This is a genomic window from Streptomyces ossamyceticus, assembly GCF_001418475.1.
Lineage (GTDB): Bacteria > Actinomycetota > Actinomycetes > Streptomycetales > Streptomycetaceae > Streptomyces > Streptomyces ossamyceticus.
The window spans coordinates 18515-36443 of the sequence record NZ_LIQX01000129.1 but is presented as its reverse complement, the minus strand read 5'-3'; the positions used below and the strand labels follow the sequence as shown (position 1 = coordinate 36443).

16 protein-coding genes and 5 pseudogenes are annotated in these 17929 nt (G+C 71.0%); 9 read left to right on the top strand and 12 right to left on the bottom strand.

Annotated features, from left to right (window positions below; all coding sequences use genetic code 11):
- The 4 genes and pseudogenes from AOK15_RS11600 to pdhA all read right to left on the bottom strand — a co-directional run.
- Window positions 1-197: pseudogene (locus tag AOK15_RS11600) on the bottom strand (phenylacetic acid degradation protein PaaN); the annotation flags it as partial.
- Between the two features lie 154 nt (window positions 198-351).
- Window positions 352-1974, bottom strand: coding sequence for a dihydrolipoamide acetyltransferase family protein (locus AOK15_RS11595; RefSeq protein WP_055515590.1), 1623 nt, complete (start codon window positions 1972-1974; stop codon window positions 352-354).
- On the bottom strand, window positions 1971-2999 hold the full coding sequence (locus tag AOK15_RS11590) for an alpha-ketoacid dehydrogenase subunit beta (RefSeq protein WP_055515588.1): 1029 nt from the start codon (window positions 2997-2999) through the stop codon (window positions 1971-1973). The genes AOK15_RS11595 and AOK15_RS11590 overlap by 4 nt, the downstream gene beginning before the upstream one ends.
- A gap of 3 nt (window positions 3000-3002) precedes the next feature.
- Window positions 3003-4124 carry a pyruvate dehydrogenase (acetyl-transferring) E1 component subunit alpha gene (gene pdhA, locus AOK15_RS11585; RefSeq protein ID WP_055515586.1) on the bottom strand — a complete coding sequence of 374 codons (1122 nt, stop codon included), beginning with the start codon at window positions 4122-4124 and terminating at the stop codon, window positions 3003-3005.
- A gap of 129 nt (window positions 4125-4253) precedes the next feature.
- On the opposite strand from pdhA, the gene AOK15_RS11580 reads away from it, so the two are divergent.
- Window positions 4254-4745: an Lrp/AsnC family transcriptional regulator gene (locus AOK15_RS11580; protein ID WP_055515596.1), complete on the top strand. Its 492-nt coding sequence runs from the start codon at window positions 4254-4256 to the stop codon at window positions 4743-4745.
- Window positions 4746-4814: 69 nt separating this feature from the next.
- Here the strand turns inward: AOK15_RS11580 and AOK15_RS11575 are convergent, their stop codons facing one another.
- Together AOK15_RS11575 and AOK15_RS11570 are read right to left on the bottom strand one after the other, a co-directional pair.
- Window positions 4815-6500, bottom strand: a complete 1686-nt coding sequence (locus AOK15_RS11575) for an aldehyde dehydrogenase family protein (protein ID WP_240508391.1) — start codon at window positions 6498-6500, stop codon at window positions 4815-4817.
- Window positions 6501-6505: 5 nt separating this feature from the next.
- Complete coding sequence (locus tag AOK15_RS11570) at window positions 6506-7552, bottom strand: histidinol-phosphate transaminase (protein ID WP_055515582.1); 1047 nt, start codon at window positions 7550-7552, stop codon at window positions 6506-6508.
- Between the two features lie 348 nt (window positions 7553-7900).
- On the opposite strand from AOK15_RS11570, the gene AOK15_RS11565 reads away from it, so the two are divergent.
- The 3 genes and pseudogenes from AOK15_RS11565 to AOK15_RS11555 form a co-directional block, all read left to right on the top strand.
- Window positions 7901-8515: a hypothetical protein gene (locus tag AOK15_RS11565; protein ID WP_157870211.1), complete on the top strand. Its 615-nt coding sequence runs from the start codon at window positions 7901-7903 to the stop codon at window positions 8513-8515.
- A gap of 325 nt (window positions 8516-8840) precedes the next feature.
- Entirely contained in the window at window positions 8841-9074 is a 234-nt protein-coding gene (locus tag AOK15_RS43825; protein ID WP_148087276.1) for a hypothetical protein, read from the top strand.
- Window positions 9071-9498, top strand: a pseudogene (locus AOK15_RS11555) (hypothetical protein); the annotation flags it as partial. The gene AOK15_RS43825 and the pseudogene AOK15_RS11555, both read left to right, overlap by 4 nt.
- Before the next feature lie 161 nt (window positions 9499-9659).
- Here the strand turns inward: AOK15_RS11555 and AOK15_RS11550 are convergent.
- Window positions 9660-10070 (bottom strand): winged helix-turn-helix transcriptional regulator, encoded by a 411-nt coding sequence (locus AOK15_RS11550; RefSeq protein ID WP_107099385.1) that lies wholly within the window; start codon window positions 10068-10070, stop codon window positions 9660-9662.
- 119 nt (window positions 10071-10189) lie between these two features.
- On the opposite strand from AOK15_RS11550, the gene AOK15_RS11545 reads away from it, so the two are divergent.
- From AOK15_RS11545 to AOK15_RS11535, 3 genes are read left to right on the top strand one after another with little or no spacing between them, the layout of a single operon-like run.
- Complete coding sequence (locus tag AOK15_RS11545) at window positions 10190-10903, top strand: DsbA family oxidoreductase (protein WP_055515575.1); 714 nt, start codon at window positions 10190-10192, stop codon at window positions 10901-10903.
- 56 nt (window positions 10904-10959) lie between these two features.
- Window positions 10960-11604 (top strand): FMN-dependent NADH-azoreductase, encoded by a 645-nt coding sequence (locus tag AOK15_RS11540; RefSeq protein ID WP_055515573.1) that lies wholly within the window; start codon window positions 10960-10962, stop codon window positions 11602-11604.
- A 37-nt stretch (window positions 11605-11641) separates the two neighbouring features.
- Window positions 11642-12307 carry an NAD(P)-dependent oxidoreductase gene (locus AOK15_RS11535; protein ID WP_055515594.1) on the top strand — a complete coding sequence of 222 codons (666 nt, stop codon included), beginning with the start codon at window positions 11642-11644 and terminating at the stop codon, window positions 12305-12307.
- Window positions 12308-12709: 402 nt separating this feature from the next.
- On the opposite strand, the pseudogene AOK15_RS41945 reads toward AOK15_RS11535, so the two are convergent.
- Window positions 12710-12838, bottom strand: a pseudogene (locus AOK15_RS41945) (IS5/IS1182 family transposase); the annotation flags it as partial.
- Window positions 12839-13119: 281 nt separating this feature from the next.
- On the opposite strand from AOK15_RS41945, the gene AOK15_RS11525 reads away from it, so the two are divergent.
- Entirely contained in the window at window positions 13120-13356 is a 237-nt protein-coding gene (locus tag AOK15_RS11525; RefSeq protein ID WP_240508390.1) for a hypothetical protein, read from the top strand.
- Window positions 13357-13549: 193 nt separating this feature from the next.
- Here AOK15_RS11525 and AOK15_RS48290 read toward each other — a convergent pair.
- The 3 genes and pseudogenes from AOK15_RS48290 to AOK15_RS11510 form a co-directional block, all read right to left on the bottom strand.
- A pseudogene (locus AOK15_RS48290) lies at window positions 13550-13705 on the bottom strand (NF041680 family putative transposase); the annotation flags it as partial.
- A 229-nt stretch (window positions 13706-13934) separates the two neighbouring features.
- Window positions 13935-14306, bottom strand: a complete 372-nt coding sequence (locus tag AOK15_RS11515) for a hypothetical protein (protein ID WP_055515564.1) — start codon at window positions 14304-14306, stop codon at window positions 13935-13937.
- Complete coding sequence (locus AOK15_RS11510) at window positions 14303-14557, bottom strand: hypothetical protein (protein ID WP_240508389.1); 255 nt, start codon at window positions 14555-14557, stop codon at window positions 14303-14305. The genes AOK15_RS11515 and AOK15_RS11510 overlap by 4 nt, the downstream gene beginning before the upstream one ends.
- A 255-nt stretch (window positions 14558-14812) precedes the next feature.
- Here AOK15_RS11510 and AOK15_RS11505 point away from each other — a divergent pair.
- Window positions 14813-15312, top strand: a pseudogene (locus AOK15_RS11505) (VOC family protein).
- Between the two features lie 564 nt (window positions 15313-15876).
- On the opposite strand, the gene AOK15_RS11500 reads toward AOK15_RS11505, so the two are convergent.
- Window positions 15877-17877 (bottom strand): lectin, encoded by a 2001-nt coding sequence (locus AOK15_RS11500; RefSeq protein WP_055515560.1) that lies wholly within the window; start codon window positions 17875-17877, stop codon window positions 15877-15879.
- Window positions 17878-17929 lie beyond the last annotated feature (52 nt).

Here is a 17929-nt window from a genome sequence, read left to right as displayed (position 1 = left end):
GCGGTGGGGTGACCGTCGAGGGGGAAGGGGTTGCCGAGGAGGGCGCGGAAGGCGGCCTCGCCCTGCTGGGGCGCCTCGGCTCCGTAGGCGGAGGTGCTGGGCGTCTCCGGGTACGGCGTCCAGTAGCCGCGGTCCGCCGCGTGCTCCACGGCCTGCTGGAGCAGGTCCGCGTGGCGGGCGTAGAAGTCGGTGGGCATGGGGATCTCCTGGCCGAACATTCGGCCGGTCGGTGGGCGCGGTCCGCCCGGGGGCGGAGGCACGGATGGCTGGGGGCCGGGCACTGACGAACCACAGGCCGGCTGGGCTGAGGATCGACGGGGTGAGCCGAGGGCCGACGGGTGAGTCGGCTGGTCAGATGTCGGCGAGCAGGATCGCCGGGCGCTCGACGCAGTCGGCCACGAAGCGCAGGAAGCCACCGGCCACTCCTCCGTCGCAGACCCTGTGGTCGAAGCTGAAGGAGAGCTGGGTGACCTTGCGGACCGTCAACTGGCCGTCGACGACCCAGGGTTTGTCGACGAGGCGGCCCACACCGAGGAGGGCGGCCTCCGGGTGGTTGATGATCGGTGTGGATCCGTCGACGCCGAACACCCCATAGTTGTTCAGGGTGAACGTGCCTCCGGTGAGCGCGTGCGGCGGAAGGTTCCCGCCGCGCGCGAGTTCGGTCAACCGGGCGAGTTCGGCGGCCAGTTGGACGGTCGTCATGAGGTGGGCGTCGCGGACGACCGGGACGACCAGCCCGCGTTCGGTCTGGGCGGCGAAGCCGAGGTGCACCTCGCCGTGACGGAGGATCTCCCGGCGTTCGGTGTCGACCGTGGAGTTCAGCTCGGGGAAACGGCGCAGTCCGGCGACGCAGAAGCGGGCGAAGAGCGCCAGCAGACCGATGCGGGTGCCGGTTCCGGCGGACTCCAGCGCCTTCTTGGCGTCGAGCAGCCCGGTGGCGTCCACGTCGACCCAGGTGGTGGCGTCGGGGATCTCGGTCCGGCTGCGGGAGAGCTTGTCGGCGACGGCGCGGCGCACTCCGCGCAGGGGGATGCGCTCGGGGCCGGCCGACGTGGCCGGCTCCTGCGGTGCGGGGGCGAGGGCGGGGGCCACGGCCTGGTGGCCCGGGCTCGGGCTCGCGGTCTGCCCGGACCGGGCGATGGCCTGCTCGACGTCCCTTCTGAGGACGACTCCTGCCGGGCCGGACGGTGACACGCCGGTGAGGTCGACACCGTGGTCCCGGGCCATCCTCCGCACGAGGGGGGAGATCACCCGGGGGGCGTGCGACACGGTGGCGGTGGCGGGCGAGGTGTCGGCCGCGGTGGCGGGCGCGGGCGAGGTGGCGGCCGCGGCGTGCGACACCATGCCGGTCGCGGGCGAGATGCCGGCCGCGGTGGCGGTCGCGGGCGAGGTGTCGGCCGCGGCGTGCGACACGGATGCGGCGCCGCCCGCCGCTACGGCACCGTCGACCGCTCCGTTTCGCTGCGCGGCACCGACAGTCCCGGCGGCTCCGGCGGGTGCGGGGCGCGCGGACGGGCCCGCTGCCGCGGCGCCGCGCCGACGGCGGCGGCGTGAGGTCGTCGGGCCGTGGCCCGTGCCGTAGCCGATCAGTACGTTGCCGGATCCGGCCTGTTCCTCCTCCCGGTAGCGTTCCGCCGCCGCGTCCGCCGGCACCGCCGGGTCCGGTGCGCCACCCGCGTCCTCGGGGCGGGACGCGAACCCGTCGGCCCCGGCGGGAACATCCGCCCCCACGGTGATCAGCGGTTCTCCCACCGCCAGCGCCGTGCCCGCTTCCGCGTGCAGCCGGAGCACCGTGCCCGCGTACGGGACGGGCACCTCGACCGCGGCCTTGGCGGTCTCGACCTCGACGACGATCTGGTCGACGGTCACGGTGTCGCCGACGGCGACCTTCCACTCGACGATCTCCGCATCGGTCAGCCCTTCGCCGAGGTCGGGCAGCCGGAAGAGCTGCTCCAGGCGTGTTGCCGTGGTCATGCGACCGCTCCCTTCAGCAGATGCCGGGTGTCCGGCTCGTCACCGAACTGGAGGCGGTCGACGGCGTCGAGGACCCGGTCGACACCGGGCAGATGCGCGTGCTCCAGTTTCGGCGGCGGATAGGGGATGTCGAAGCCGGCCACCCGCAGGACCGGGGCGGCCAGCGAGTGGAAGCAGCGTTCCTGCACGCGTGCGGCGATCTCCGCCCCGACGCCCGCGAATCCCTGCGCCTCCTGCACGACCAGGCAGCGCCCGGTCCGCCGTACGGAAGCCGTCACCGTCTCGTCGTCGAAGGGGACGATCGTGCGCAGGTCGACGACCTCCAGTTCGATGCCCTCGGCCGCCGCTGCCTCGGCCGCGGCCAGGGCCACCGGTACCGACGGCCCGTACGCGACGACCGTGGCGTCACGGCCTTCCCGCCGTACGGCGGCCCGCCCGAACGGCAGTGCGCCCCTGCGCTCCAGGTCGGTGTCCTCGCGCGACCAGTACAGCTTCTTCGGCTCCAGGAAGACCACCGGGTCCGGGTCGGCGATGGAGTCCCTCAGCAGCCAGTACGCGTCCTCGGCCGTCGCCGGGGTGACGACCTTCAGGCCGGGCGTGTGCGCGTAGTAGGCCTCGCTGGAGTCGCAGTGGTGCTCGACCCCGCCAATGCCGCCCGCGTAGGGGACACGGATCACCATGGGCAGGGTGAGCCGTCCCCGGGTCCGGTTGCGCAGCTTGGCGACGTGGGAGGCGATCTGCTCGAACGCCGGGTAGGCGAAGGCGTCGAACTGCATCTCCACCACGGGCCGGAAGCCGCCCATGGCCATGCCGACAGCGAGCCCGACGATGCCGGCCTCGGCGAGCGGGGTGTCGAAGCACCTCTCCTCGCCGAAGTCGCGGGTCAGTCCGTCGGTGATGCGGAAGACGCCGCCGAGCGGGCCGACGTCCTCGCCGAAGACGAGCACGCGGTCGTCCTCGCGCAGGGCGTCGCGCAGCGCGGTGTTGAGCGCCTGCGCCATGGTGACCTTGGTGGTCTCGGCCATGGGTCAGTCCTCCTGGGTCAGGGTGGTCTCGGCGAGCTCGGCCGCCAGCTGGGCGCGTTGCTCCAGCAGTTGCGGGGTGGGGTCGGCGTAGACGTGGTCGAAGAGTTCCATCGGGTCGGCGGTGGTGTCGGCGTTCATGCGGGTGCGCAGGTCCGCGGCCAGGGCTTCCGCCTCCTCCCGTGCCGCCGCCGTGTCCGCTTCGGTGAGCGCGCCGCGGGCCCGCAGGTGTGTCTCCAGCCGGCTGAGGGGGTCCGCGGCGCCCCAGCGCTCGACCTCCTCGGCGTCGCGGTAGCGGGTCGCGTCGTCGGCGTTGGTGTGCGCGTCCATGCGGTAGGTGTGCGCCTCGACCAGGACGGGTCCGTGCCCGGCGCGGGCGTGCGCGACGGCGTCGGTGAGCACCGCGAGCACGGCGACGAGGTCGTTGCCGTCGACCTGCTCGGAGCGCACCCCGTAGCCGATGCCCTTGTAGGCGAGGGCGGGCGCCGCGGTCTGCCGGGCCAGCGGGACGGAGATCGCGTACTTGTTGTTCTGGACGAAGAAGACGACCGGCGCGCGGAGGACGGCCGCGAAGTTCAGCGCCTCGTGGAAGTCGCCCTCGCTGGTGGCGCCGTCGCCGATCAGGGCCATGGACACGCCGTCCTCGCCCTTGCGGCGCTGTGCCTCCGCCATGCCGGTGGCGTGCAGCACCTGGGTGGCCAGCGGGGTGCACTGGGGGGCGACGCGGGTGGCGGCCGGGTCGTAGCCGCAGTGCCAGTCGCCGCGCAGCAGGGTGAGCACCTCGACCGGGTCGATGCCTCGGGTGACCAGGGCGACGGAGTCCCGGTAGGTCGGGAACAGCCAGTCGTCCGGGCGCAGGGCGAGCACGGCGCCGATCTGGCAGGCCTCCTGGCCCCGGCTGGACGGGTAGACGGCGAGCCGGCCCTGCTTGGTGAGCGCGGTGGCCTGGGTGTCGAAACGGCGCCCCAGGACCATGCGCCGGTAGGCCTCGCGCAGGGCCTCCTCGGAAGGCTCGCTGTAGCCGGCCGGGGGCTTGGCCACGGGGGTGCCGTCCTCGGCTACGAACCGCACCGGCGTGAGGGACGGCAGGAACCCCTGGACCGTCTGTCGGAGGCTCTTCACGGACATGGAGGGCGCTCACTTTCTCTGGACGCTTGACAGGAGAATGGTGACGACGAGGGAATATGTGTTCAATGCTTCGCGTGAACCGCAGATGAAATGCCGAATCTCAATGTTCTGGAGAGCAATGTGTCCGAGATGGACTCGCCGGCGGGGCCGGTGCCCGGACGAACTGCCGTCCCGCTCGACGACACCGACCGCCAGATCCTGGCCCGGCTGCTGAAGGACGCCCGCCAGTCGGTCCGTGCGCTGGCCGAGCAGGTGCACATCTCGCGTGCCAACGCCTACACACGCGTGGGCAGGCTGCTGGCCGAGGGGGTGATCACCGGCTTCACCGCTCAGCTGAACCCCAAGCGGGCCGGCCTCGGCACGAGCGCCTACATCACCTTGAGCACCGAGCAGGCCGCGTGGCGGGACATCTCGCGCGAGCTGCGCGAGATCCCGTACGTGGAGCACGTCTCCCTGGTGTCGGGGGACTTCGACGTCCTGGTGCTGGTGCGCGCGCCGGACAACGAGGCGTTGCGCTCGGTCGTGCTGGAGAGCATCCAGGGCGTTCCCGGGGTGCGTTCGACACGGACCTGGCTGGTGTTCGACGAGGTGCGCGGGCGCGGGGCGGACTGGACGGGCTGACCGGACTGCCGGCGGCCTCGACCCCACTGTGCGGGGGCAGCGGGCCTGCCCGGCAGATCCGGTCGGCCGTCAGGCGCCGACGAGTTCCTCGGGGGCGAGCACGGGCGGGCGTTCGGCAGGGGCGAGGCGGCCGCGCGAGCGCACCACCCGGAACCGTCCGGTGACGAAGTGCGCGCCGCCGCCCGGCGGTTCGGGCGCGGCCGAGGAGGGGTCGGCCGGGAGGTCGTCGGCGAGGTTCTCCACCAGGTGGACGCCGGCGTCGAGTGCCGCCGCCTCGGTGGCCGCCAGCACCAGCGGGTCGGTCGAGTGCACCGCGGCGAACAGCGCACCGTGGCGGCCGACCGTGCGGCGGAAGATCTCGAGGCTGTGCGAGGTCGAGTCGGTGCCCACCAGGAAGGAGACCGGTCCCGGCCACTCCCGGGTGTAGACCTGCTCGTCCCGCGCCCCCAGCCGGACCAGGAGCGGGCTGCGCAGGTCGGCGTCGGGACGGCCCGGATGGTGCAGCGTCCCGGAGGCGTGCACCACCGCGCCGTGTCGCGCGGCCCGCGTCAGTCCCGCGCGCACCTCGTCGTCGACGATCGCGCCCAGCAGTCTCGCCACGCGTGCCGGATGTCCGAGCAGCCGGTCCACGGCCTCGCCGAGGTCGGCGCCGAGGTCCCGGAGGGTCTTGTGCCCCTCGTCGGTCGCGATGCCCGCTGACGGCACCAGGATGTTCTGTGGTGTCGTACGGACCGTTCCGCTGCACAGGCACAGGGAGAGCGCGAGGCCGCGCACCAGGGCGCGGTAGTCCTCGGTCGAGTCGACGACCACGGTGTTAAGCCCGGTCCGGTGGGCGAACACGGCGGCCTGCCGGGCGTGTTGCTCCAGCCAGTCCGCGAACCGGGCCGGACCGGTGAAGTCGACGATGCGCACCGCCGGGTCCGTGGCCAGGCGCTGCCGCAGGAGTTCCCCGGGTGGTGCCACCGCCAGGGTGACGAGGTCGGGGTCGTGTCCGGCCTCCGCCAGCACCTGCCGCGCGATACGCACGGTGATCGCCAGCGGCAGCACGGACCTGGGATGCGGGGCCACGATGACCGGGTTGCCGGTCACCAGGCTGGCGAAAAGGCCGGGCCAGCCGTTCCAGGTCGGATGCTCGGGGCAGCCGACGAGCAGCGACACACCGCGGGGCGCCAGACTGCAGGTGCCCGCCACGGCCAGCGGTTCCTTGCTGCGGCGCGGGCTCTCCCAGTGCAGGTCCGCGGGAACGCGCTCCGACTCGGCGAACGCGCGGGCCACCACCTCCAGTGCGCGGTCCTGGGCGGGCGGCCCGGCGGCGCGGAACGCGGCCGCGAGGGACCGGCCCGTGGTGTGGTGCACCGCGAGTGCCAGCTCATGGCTGCGGGTGTTCAGCCGGCGCAGCATCTCCACCGCCACCCCGGCCCGCTGGTACGGCCCGGCGGCCCGCCAGCCGGCCATCGCCCGGCCGGCCGCCGCCACCAGCACCGTGGGGTCGCACCGCGGATAGCCGATGTCCATGGCGACCCCGTACGGCGAGGACTCGGTGCACACCCGGCCGAGTTCACCTGGCTGACCGAGCTCGAAGGCGCGGCCCAGCAGCGAGCCGAACACCTTCTCCGCGGTCCGTGCCGACCTCATGCCCGCATTGGCGCCGTCCGGCCCCACGCGGGTGAACGGTGCCCAGCACTCGCCGGCCGTCACGGCCCGTACCGCCTGCTGGAGCAGCTCGCGATGCCGTTCGTACGGCCCCACGCGCATGGCCGTCAGCCTCTCCAGCTCGCGGCGAGCGCGAGCAGGGCGTCGTTCTCCGCCCGCAGCCCGAGCGTCACCCGGACGCCCTCGTCGACGAACGGGCGCACGACGACATCGCCGCCGAGGCAGTGCAGGGCGAAGTCCCCGCTGTCGTCGCCGAGCGGCAGCCAGACGAAGTTGGCCTGGGATTCGGGGACTTCGAAGCCGAGGTCGCGCAACCGCCGTGTCACCCGCTGCCGTTCGGCGACCGTGAGGGCGGCCCGCCGGACGACCTCCGCGTGCTCGCCGAGGGCGACCACCGCCGCTTCCTGGGCGAGCGCGCTGACGCTGAACGGGATCTGGGTCTTGCGGACGTGCGCGGTGATGTCGGGCCGGCCCACGCAGTAGCCGACCCGCAGCCCGGCCAGGCCGTACGCCTTGGAGAAGGTCCGCAGCACCACCACGTTCGGCCGGTCGCCGAGCAGGGCGAGCGCGTCGGGTACCTGCTCCGGGTCGGCGTACTCCCGGTACGCCTCGTCGACGACGATCAGTACGTCCTCCGGCACCCGGTCCGCGAAGTCGAGCAGCGCCTGTTCGCCGACCGCGGTGGAGGTGGGGTTGTTGGGGTTGCAGACGAAGACCAGCCGTGTGCGGTCGGTGACCGCCTCGGCCATGGCATCGAGGTCCAGCCCGTGCGCCCGCAGGGGGACCCGCACCGCGGTACCGCCCGCCACGGCGGTGAGGATCGGGTACGCCTCGAAGGACCGCCAGCCGAAGACGACCTCGTCGCCGGGTCCGACGACCGAGTGCAGCAACTGTGCGCAGACCTCCGAGGAACCGGCGCCCAGCGCGATCCGCCCGGGCTCGACGTCGTGGTGCTCGGCGAGGGCCTGGACGAGTGCGACGGCGCTCAGGTCGGGATACCTCGACACCCCGCCGGCCAGTTCCGCGAGCCTCGCGGCGACACCGGGCAGCAGCCCGTACGGAGACTCATTGCTGGCCAGCGCGACGGCTCCGGGCATTCTGCGGCCGGGGACGTAGGCGGGCAGCTGGGCCAGGGACGAACGGACACGCACCATGCTCGACTCGCTTCTGCAGCGGCGGGGCCGGAAGCCGGTGCCTCCGGGCACTTTGACAGGAGAATCGTGGACAGCGATCGACAATCGTTCAACCAACTGGGAAATCAGGCGACAAACTGCCGATCTGCCCCGTCCGTACCGGCAAGTAGTCGCGCCGCACCCCTGTCGCACTGGCCCCCACAAGACGGACGGCCCGGCCCGGCGGGCCCGTGTCGATCACAAGTCGGCTTGTTGATCACAAGTCGGCCACATGCCCCTTCCCGGTCCCCCGGCCGCCGCCCGCTCCGCGAAGACTGCCCCCGTTCCGCGAGGCCGCTGACGCCTCGCCCGCACCGATCGAGGGAGATCATGTCCAGGCCCCAGCTCGCCCAAGGGTCGTTGACGTCGCTGGCGGCGGCTCTGACGCTGCTGACAACCGGCTGTGCGGAGAACGCCGTCGGTGTACGGGCCGACGGCGGCACCTGCCGGGCGGACGGCGGCTGGTCGGCCGAGAAGCAGGCTCGGTGGCTGCGCCCGGCCGTGTCGTTCCCCGACGGGACCACGGGCGGGGACGCGGCGGCGGTGATCGGTTCGCCCACCGGCGGGCCCCTGTGCGAACCGATCACGGTACAGGTCGAGTTCTGGGAGGCCACCGCCACGACGGCGGGCACGGACCTGCGGCCCGTCCGGCGTGTCCGCCTGACCACCGACGGAAGCAGGCCCCGGACCATCCGCTTCCCCGCGGGCCTCTCCCCGGCGGAACGTGACGACTGCACCGGCGTCCTCACGGCGGCGTACCCGGGCGTCCCTCTGAAGCAGACCGAACTCCCCACCGCCGCGACCCTCTTGACGCCCGCCTCCACCACGGCGGACACCGCGTTCGACAGCAGCCGAGTCGCCGCCCGGCATCTCCTCCCGCCGACGAAAGCGTGCGAAGCATCCGGGGGGCCGACACCGAATCCGTGGGGCGGCGACCATCCGTGACCAATGTGGCCCCCATGTGACAGCCATACCCAGGAGCCGTACTTGACGGAGAGCGCCCCGGCGGGCGCAGAACGCCAGGCACGTTCGACTGGTCCGGGGCGTGCCGGGTGGAATCGCGGCCCGAACGCGGCGGCCGGCCCGGACATGGACCCGACGTGAACCGCTCGCGCACAGGATGCGGCCAGGATGGGAGCGGCGGCTGATGCGTCGGCTGCACCGAGCGGCGGACCTTCCTGGGCCATCACGACCGGAGAGGACCTGCGCCACACCGGTGGCGGCCCGGCGTCCGGTCCTTGACGCGCTGTTCGGCCGATGGTCGGGGGAAGTGGACCGGCTCGGGGCACACGGCAACCTGAGGTCCCAGCGCGCCCTGGACCGCGTCTACCACCTCGTCGGTACCCCTGCGGGCCTGCTCCGCCCGGCGCTGCTCGCCGCCGCCGTCCGGGTCCGCCTCCTCGGACTGCCCACGCCGGTCCCCCGACCGCCACTCACCCCCGGCTCCGCCCAGCGGGACCAGACGGACACCGAGCGGCATCCGGCGTACCCGCCTCCGCCATGACGGGACTGGGGCTGCGATATGTCGGTCGGGTCGAGTTGAAGGCTACGGTCCGGCCTGGTTACGGCGGGCGTCGGATCGGCTCGGCGACTGATTTCGTCGGCTGGATCGTGGAGCAGCCGGCGGCGCAGCTGGCCGAACCGTTCACCTGCGTGGTCGGTACGGACGGTGCGCTTCGGCCGGCGCCGCGGCGAAGCGAGCACGTGGCCTGTGCCGGTGGAGACATGGTTCTGTGTGCCGGCGAGATCGGCTTCACCCGCGAGGCAGACCGGTGGACCGTGAGCGAGGTCATCAACCAGTCCACCGGGTACTGCCCGGACGCCGGCTCCTGAGTGGAAGTCGCCCGCGCTCCGGACGCTGTAGAGCTCCGGCGGCCGTCCGGTCCGGCTTCACCCACGAGGTTGTATTCCGTCGGTGCCCCGACTGCGTACCCACCTAAGCCGGATCTTCACCCACCAGCGCCGTTGCCAGGCAAGGCGTCACACCGACACGCCGCGCAAGCTCTGCCGCCTTGCCTGATGTCTTCTCGACGACGCGTCGGGCATCCGCGCTGCACCCGGCGCCGACAGCCGATCGCTGATCCTGCGGTCAGGACCGGGCTGCTGGTGCCGCGGCGCGGGCGCGGTGCGCGCGGATCTCGTCGTGGTGGTCGGCGGCCCAGCCGATCAGGGATGTCACGATCTCGTGGAGGCCGCGGCCCAGCGGGGTGAGGGAGTACTCGACGCGCGGTGGGACCTCCGCGTATGCGGTGCGGGTGATCAGACCGTCCTCCCGGAGCTGGCGGAGCGTGAGGGTGAGCATCCGCTGGGAGATTCCGGGGACCTGGCGCTGCAGGTCGGTGTAGCGCAGCGGGCCGGCTTCCACGACCGCGATGAGCAGCAGGCTCCATTTGTCGCCGACGCGGTCGAGGACCTGCCGGATGAACTCCATGTGCTCGGCGGGGATGGCGGCGCAGGGCCCCACCGCCGCCGCGCCGCCCGAACTGTTGGTGGCCTCCATTACGCACATTCCTCTCCGGCACGAACACCGATGTGCCTTTTGTATCGACTTCCATACTGGCCCATCATGGCGCTACGAACAAAACGTAGGAATCACAGCGCAGACATGGGAGGCGCGTCATGAAGATCGAGATCTGGGCCGAGGTCACCTGCCCCTGGTGCGGACTGGGCAGCCACCGTCTGGACCGGGCCGTGGAGCGGTTCGAGCACGGCGACGAGGTGGAGGTCGTCCACCACTCGTTCCCGCTGAGCAGTTCCTTCCCCGTGGATGAGACGTTCAGCGTCCGTGAGGCGCTGCTGCGCCGGCACGGCATGGGCGGCTCCCAGGCCGAGGCGTCCACGCGCCGGATCGAGGCGCTGGCCGAGGCCGAGGGACTCCGCCCCTACCGGGTGCTGGAGAACCTGGTCGGCAACACCGACCTGGCGCACGAGTTCCTCGCCCACGCCTCCGCCGAGGGCAAGAACCGCGAAGCCTGGGACGCGATCTTCCAGGCCTACTTCGGCCAGGCCCGCCCCGTCTTCGCCATGGACGACCTGCTCGACCTGGGCCAGGAGATCGGCCTGGACCGCGAGGGCACCCGCCGGGCGCTCACCGAGCACCGCTACCAGCGGCAAGTGAGCGACGACGCCGCCCGCGCCCAGCGCCTGGGCGCCACCGGCGCACCCTTCATCATCGTCGACGGCAAGTACGGCATCCCCGGCGCGCAGGACAGCGACGGCCTCCTTGAGGTGCTGCGCACGGCCTGGGACGCATCCCACCCGCTCACCCCGGCGACCGGCGGCGACGCTGCGGTCTGCGGCCCCGACGGCTGCGCCGTACCGGCCCGCGGCTGACCTCCACCGGTCACCCCCCGACCCACCCTTGATCGTCTTGAAAGGCCGACTTCGCCATGTCCTACCTGCTGCACATCGACGCCTCCTCGCTCGGCGAGGCATCCGTCTCCCGTCAGGTCGCCCGGTCCTTCCGTGACGAGTGGCAGGGCGCGGTCGTCCACCGCGACCTGGCCGTCTCCCCCGCACCGCACCTCAGCGCGGCGGGCATCACCGCCCGCACCACCGACCCCACCCAGCACACCCCCGAGCAGGCGAAGGCCGCCGCGGTCCAGGACGAGCTGATCGAGGAGTTCCTCGGCGCCGGCGCCTACCTGTTCACCGTGCCGCTGTACAACCTCACGATGCCGTCCGTGTTCAAGGCATGGCTGGACCAGATCATGGTCGCCGGCCGCACCCTGAGCTTCGACGGACCCCCTCCCACCCTCGGCCGCCCCGCCACGGTGATCTCCGCACGCGGCGGCGGCTACGGCCCCGGCGCCCCCAAGCACGGCATGGACCACCTGGTGCCCACGCTGGAAACCGTCCTGGGCCACCCGGCCAACCTCGGCCTCGATGTGACGACGGTCCTGCCCGAACTGACCATGGCCCCCTACGTGCCGATGATGGCCCCGCTCCTGCCCCTGCACGAGGCATCCCTGACCAAGGCGCACGACGAGGCCCGCCGCCTGGGCTCGACCCTGACCGGCCGACCGGCCTCCTGATCCCACCCCCGAACCGCCCGAAAGGCATTTGATCACCATGAGCAACCTCCTGATCCTCGGCGGCAGCGGCCGCACCGGCGCCCACGTCCTGGACCACGCCGCCCGGCGCGGCCACCACGTCCGCGCCCTCGTCCGCAACCCCGACAAAGTGCAGGCACCGGCCGGCGTCGAACTGATCCAGGGCACCCCCGCCAACATCGACGACATCCGCAAGGCCGCCCAAGGCACCGAAGCGGTGATCAGCGCATTGAACAACGCCCGCACCTCCGACAACCCGTGGGCCAAGCCCGTCAGCCCGCCGATGTTCATGACCGACGCCACCCGCAACACGCTCACCGTCATGGCCGAACAGGGCATCCGCCGCATCGTGCTGACCTCCACGCAGGGCGCCGGCGACGACTGGGACCGGCTCAACCCGCTGGTCAAGGCGGTCATCAACCTGTCGAACATCAAGGCCGGCTTCGAAGACCACACCGCCCTCGACCAGCTCCTCCGCGCCTCGTCCGGCATCAACTGGACCCTGGCCCGCGCCGTCACCCTCACCGACAAGCCCCTCAGCGGCCCCCTGCGGGCCGCCGAGGCCGGCACCGAAAAGCCCGGCGCCCGCATCAACCGCGCCGACCTCGCCCAGTTCCTCATCCAGACGATCGAGGACGACACCTGGATCCGCCAAGCCCCCCTCGTCTGGAACACACGAGGATGACCAGGCGACCCTCCAGCCCGAGCCAATTTCTGCCCCATCTCCCAATGACTCCCGTCCCCCGACAAGGAGACATGACGTGAAGATCCACGCGCTGGGTTACCTCGGATTCGAGTCGCCGGCCGCGCTACGAAGAGTGGTTAACGTTCGGCCCTGAGGTGTTCGGCCTGACAGATCGGCGACCGTGACCCGGACGGCACCATCCACCTTCGCATGGACGACCGCCTCCGCCGTCTCTCCGTCCACCCCGGTGAGGAGGACCGCCTCGCCTATGTCGGCTGGGAGCTGGCGGGCAAGGCCGCTTTCAACAAGGCCGTCGCCAAGCTGAGTCACCAGGGATACGCCCCTCATCCGCCACAAGTTCGTGGGCGACGGCTTGCCCGCCACCGTCCGCCCCCTTTACGCCAGGCCGACCAGGGATCGCTGGTGCGGTGGGAGCTTGCAGCGGCGGTCACCCTCGCGGGTGACGATGAGCATGGTGACCCACTCGACCAGGGCGTGAGGCAGGTCGAGTGCGGCAGAATACGGAACCACCGCGGCTCCTGCGTTTGTGAGTTGAGACCTCGAACACCTCCCTCAACGGCACGGGAGCCTCGTGCGTTGCGCAAGGGCTCACTGACACCAAGTCGCTCCGACAATCGGATGCCGACGCGGGCATGACGATCACCACGTGAGTGGTGAAGACTGGACAGATGCGACCTCACGCCCCAGGCGGACTCCTGTTCGTAGCGCTCGGTCTCATCCTTGTCGCCGCCGGCTACCTCTGGAGAGGACATGTCCTACGTCCCCTCTCGGCGAAACGCGCCCAGGCAGCCATGATCCGGGAACGTCCCAGAAACCTGCTGCGCTCTGCGGACATGGCAATCGCCGGAGCGCGTCGACGTGCTGCACACGGCGAACCGGCCATCGTCACGGTCGGAGACGTGGCCAGGGTGGCGCGCCAGCACTACGGGTACCGCTTTGTGGAGCGCGAAGAAGCAGCTGCCGCCCTCCGCCAGCGCTTTGAGGCTGCCGACTGCCTGGTGGACTGCATGACCGACGCTTTCAACTGACTGCCTCCCCGACAAGTGCTTGACGCCAGAGGCGCCGGAGCTGCCACCTGATAGGTGGTCACGCTGAAAATGCTCAGTGATCCGTGACGTGCCGTCATGCCTTGGTCTGGGGCCGGTAACAGAGCAGGCACGGCGCCGGTGATCATGTGGTTGGAGAGACCATGAGAACCGAGCGAGACCGTGCCTGCCCCGCAAGCTGGGCGGCGGCGACTGCGGTCGCGTCGTCTGCAGGTCCCAGCCGGACCGCGGTCAGGATCGCGGTCGAGGAGGTGGCACCCGGCTCCAGCACGGCGACAAATGAGTACGGCCAGCCCGGGATGAACTGCGGTGCCGTCTTCGCCCGGCCGTAGGGAGCGCGGGTGCCCTTGCCCTCGCGGCCCACGGCCTCCGACATCGCGCCTCCGGAGCCACCCACGCTCCCCAGCTCGCGCTGCGCACCCTTCCTGCTCCGTCGGAACACCCGATTCCTGCTCCGTCGGAGCACCCGAGAGATCGTGCGAGCAGCCACAGGGCGCAGCCCCGACGGCACAGCCCAGTTCGCCGTCGGGGTCAGCCTTGATCGCGCCCTGCTCGCCTCTTCAGGGTTTCCATGTGCGCAGGATGGAGGCGATCCGGTCGGCGGTGCAGCGGGGGTTGTTCAGCTCGTGGGCGAGGGCCGTGAGCTGTTCGCGGGTGGGGCTGACGGGGATGTTGCCGGCCTCGAGATACATGACGGCGACGGCGCAGGCGACGGTGAGGTTGGAGCGTTCCAGCCAGCGGCAGCGGCCCAGGGTGTGCACCAGGGCGGCGGCGCGGGCGTAGGGGCCGTCGTAGACGGGGGTGTCGAGGAGCTCGCCGCGGTGGCGGGCGACGGCGGCTATGGGGACGCCGTAGTCGTCGGCGGACGGGTCACGGTGACCGGCTCGCTCCACCACCTCGAGGATCCAGGATTCGTCGACATGCAGGATCACGCGGCAGCGCCCGGCTGCTCGTCGTAGGGAGCGTCGAGCCGCTGCTCCAGGTCGTCGAGGAAGCTGCCGTGCTCATCGATGAACCGCTGGGCCGCGGCCATGCCGGCGGCGCGGGCTCCGGTGGTGTCCTCGATGATGAGCCGCTCCACGTACTTGTTGAAGTCCAGGTGACGGGCGCGCGCGGCGGCCTTACCGGCCTCCAGCACCTTCTCCTCGAGCCGGACCTGCGTCTGCTTCTTCGCGGAAGTCACCCCAGAATGGTAGCAGGGTGGTAGCAATCAGCGTGGCCGATCCCACAGTGGTCAGTACGGCGGCGTCATCGGGGTGAGGGGGCAGGGCGGTCACCTTCCGGGCGGCTCGCTCCGGCCGGTGCCCGATCGCTGCGACCCGAGTTGCCGCCCCACCACCCGCTCACACCCGATGCCCTTTGCGGAGTAGTCATTCCGCTTCGCTTGCTCGGTAAGATCGTTCAGACATGCGACAGCAGCCAGAAGGATGTGGGCCCTATGTCCGTACGCCGGCTCAACCACGCTGTCCTGTTCGTCCGCGACATCGCGTGCTCTGCCGCCTTCTACAACCAGGTGTTCGCTTCACTGTCGAACACGAGATACCCGGCAGGGCCGTCTTCCTCAAGGCCCGAGACAGCGACAACGACCACGACCTCGGCCTGTTCACCCTCGGACCCGAAGCGCCCGGTCCGCTGCGCGACCGCGTCGGACTGCACCATCTCGCCTGGGAGGTCGGCACACTCGGTGAGCTCGCCGAGACGGCGGAGTTGCTCAAGGCGCGCCAGGCTCTGATCGGGAGCAGTGACTTCCAGGTGGCCAAGTCCCTGCATGGCGTGGACCCGGACGGTAACGAGTTCGAGGTGATGTGGCGCGTCCCGCGCGTCGACTGGCCGACGTCGGAGGAGAACCAGAAGCCGCTCCCGCTGGACCTTCGGTCGGCGATCGACCGATGGGGCCCCGATCTGAGCACAGGGGCGGCTGCCGGGTCGGTCACATGACACGGTCTCTCCTGCATTCGCTCCAGTAGCGCTTCTCTCGGTTCTCCGTGGACTCCTCGGGAACTGCCGCCGGTCGTCGAGGTGTTCCCGGAGCAGGTCCGCTGCGTCACAGGTCAAGGCGTGTACCAAGCTCCGTCGTCGGCGAGGTGCTCAGCGCCCATGGCAGCACCAGGACGCCGACGCCGACCGGGCAGCGCGCCCTGGACACGCACCTCGTGCAGCACGACGTCGTACGGGGGTGGCTGTCGACGTGGCTTGCGACGCGGCCTGGCGGTGGCGGCAGGGCTGAAGCTCGTGGTCGACGGGCACAAAACGAGACACGACCGCGGTCGCTGCCGCTGCCGCTGCCGCCGCTTCAAGCCCCAGCGCCCGCGCGCGGACAACGGCATACGACCGACCGGACCTGCGGATCACGCGGCAAGCGCGTCGGAGTCCGGATCACACGCGAAGATGTCGACCCCAGCGAACGGCTGGGCCGGTGAGCGTGCGGCTTTCCCTTTCGGGGCCGCCGCACGCTCGTCGGGCGCTGGAATCGCGTTTCCGCGACGCGCCTTCAGGGACCGGTCAGTTGAGGGTCCACTTCTGGTTGGTCTGGCCGTTGCAGGTCCACAGGATCAGCTTCGTGCCGTTGGCCGTCGCCCCGTTCGAGGCGTCCAGGCACAGTCCTGACAGGTTGTTGGTGATGGTGCCGCCGGGGTTGACGGTCCACTTCTGGTTGGTGGCGTTGGTGCAGTCCCAGATGATGACCTTGGTGCCGTTGGTGGTGCCGCTGTTGAGGGCGTCGAGGCATTTGTTGCCGTAGACGACGAGTTCCCCGCGCGAGGTCTGCGTGAAGGTCTGGTTACGGCCCCCCGAGCAGTCCCAGATCTGGGCCTGGGTGCCGCCGACATAGGTGTTCTTGTCGATGTCCACGCAGCGGTTGGAGGCGCCGCCGGTGAGGGCCGTGCCGTCGGTGCCGGGGATGCCCTGGACACGGATGGCGTCGATGTCCGCAGCGGTGCTGCCGGAGACGGCGGCGAACTTCACCGTGTTCGCCCCCTTGGCCAGATGGGCGAGCACGGACACGGTGCGGAAGGTGGTGGCCGAGCCGGTCGGCGGGAAGGCCACGCGGTAGGCGTACTGGCCGTTCACCTGCACGGTGGCCTTCCGGGCGGTGGTGCCGCCGTTGGCGTACGTGATGTCGATGAGCTTGGTGCCCGCGGAGCCGGCGGTGACACCCGTGAACGTGGGCGTGGTGGCGGTCGTGGTGTCCTCGAACGTCGAACCGGTGGCCTCCGTGCCGGAGACGGTCAGCAGGACCGCGTCGTTCGCGGGGACGGACGTGGTGTAGCCGGTGGTGAACGAGCCGGCGTCGGCACGCGTCCAGGCGTTGCGGACGGTGGCGGACGCGGAGGTCAGTCCGAGGTCGGCCCAGCGGACGGTGATGTTCGCCGCGGAGCCCGTGCGGTTGAACAGCATCACCGCGCGCTTGCCGGTGCCGGAGAGCACCTTGCCGTAGACCTGCAGGTTGCGGGTGTCCTCGGCGACCTTGACGCCCTGGAGGCCGCGCGGGTCCTGGTCGATGGCGAGGACCTCGGGGTTGGTGAGGATGTCACGGGTCTCGGTGGTCATCGTGGCCACGTTGTTGCCGGCCAGCAGCGGGCCTCCGGCGATGGACCACAGGCTCATGTGGAGCCGGTTGCGCTGGGCGCTCATACCGTTCAGGCCGACCATCAGCATGTCGGGGTCGTTGTAGTAGCCGGTGTGCTGGGCGGCGGGTTGCAGCGCCTGGTCGAAGTTGCGGTACATCTTCGTCAGGCCCGGGGTCTCCCTGAAGAAGAGGACGTCGTCGCTGGTGCGCCACAAATCACCGTGACCCGGCGCCCAGTTCCACGGCAGACCGGTGCCCCACTCGCAGAACGACAGCACCAGTTTGCGGCCCGTCACCGCGGAGGCCGCCTCGTTGGCGGCGGCGATCTGCTTGTACTGGGTCTCCTGGTTCAGCTTCTCCGCCCGGCCGCCGCACCAGTCGATCTTTACGTAGTCGAAGCCCCACCGCTGGAAGGTCTCCAGGTCCTGCTGGTAGTGGCCCTCCATACCGGAACCGGGCGTCGCGGGCTTCGTGGTCGGGAAGTAGTAGCCGCAGCCGTCCTTGCCCGCATCGGTGTAGATACCGGCCTTCAGGCCCTTGCTGTGGAGGTAGTCGGCGACCGCCTTCATCCCGCCGGGCCACTGGGTCTCGTCGACCACGATGTTCCCGTTCGCGTCGCGCTGTCCCTGCCACCAGCCGTCGTCGAGGTTGACGTACTTGTAGCCGGCCGCGGCCATCCCCGAGGACACCAGGGCATCGGCCTGCTGCTTGATCACGTCGTGATCGATGCTGCTGAAGAAGGTGTTCCAGGACGCCCAGCCCATCGGCGGCGGGGTGACGTCGATCTGGTCGGTGCTCACTGCGGTCGGTTCCACCGGCGGAAGCGACGAGGACTCCTGGCCGCCCACAGCCGCCAGACCGAAGACGGCGAGGCCGAGGGTGAGGAACTGGGCCGTGATCCGGCGGGTCCATCTTCGTGCGTTGATGTGCGGCATGCGACTCTCCGAGCGGGTGGAAAGAACACTTTCCAACGAAAGTGCCCACATC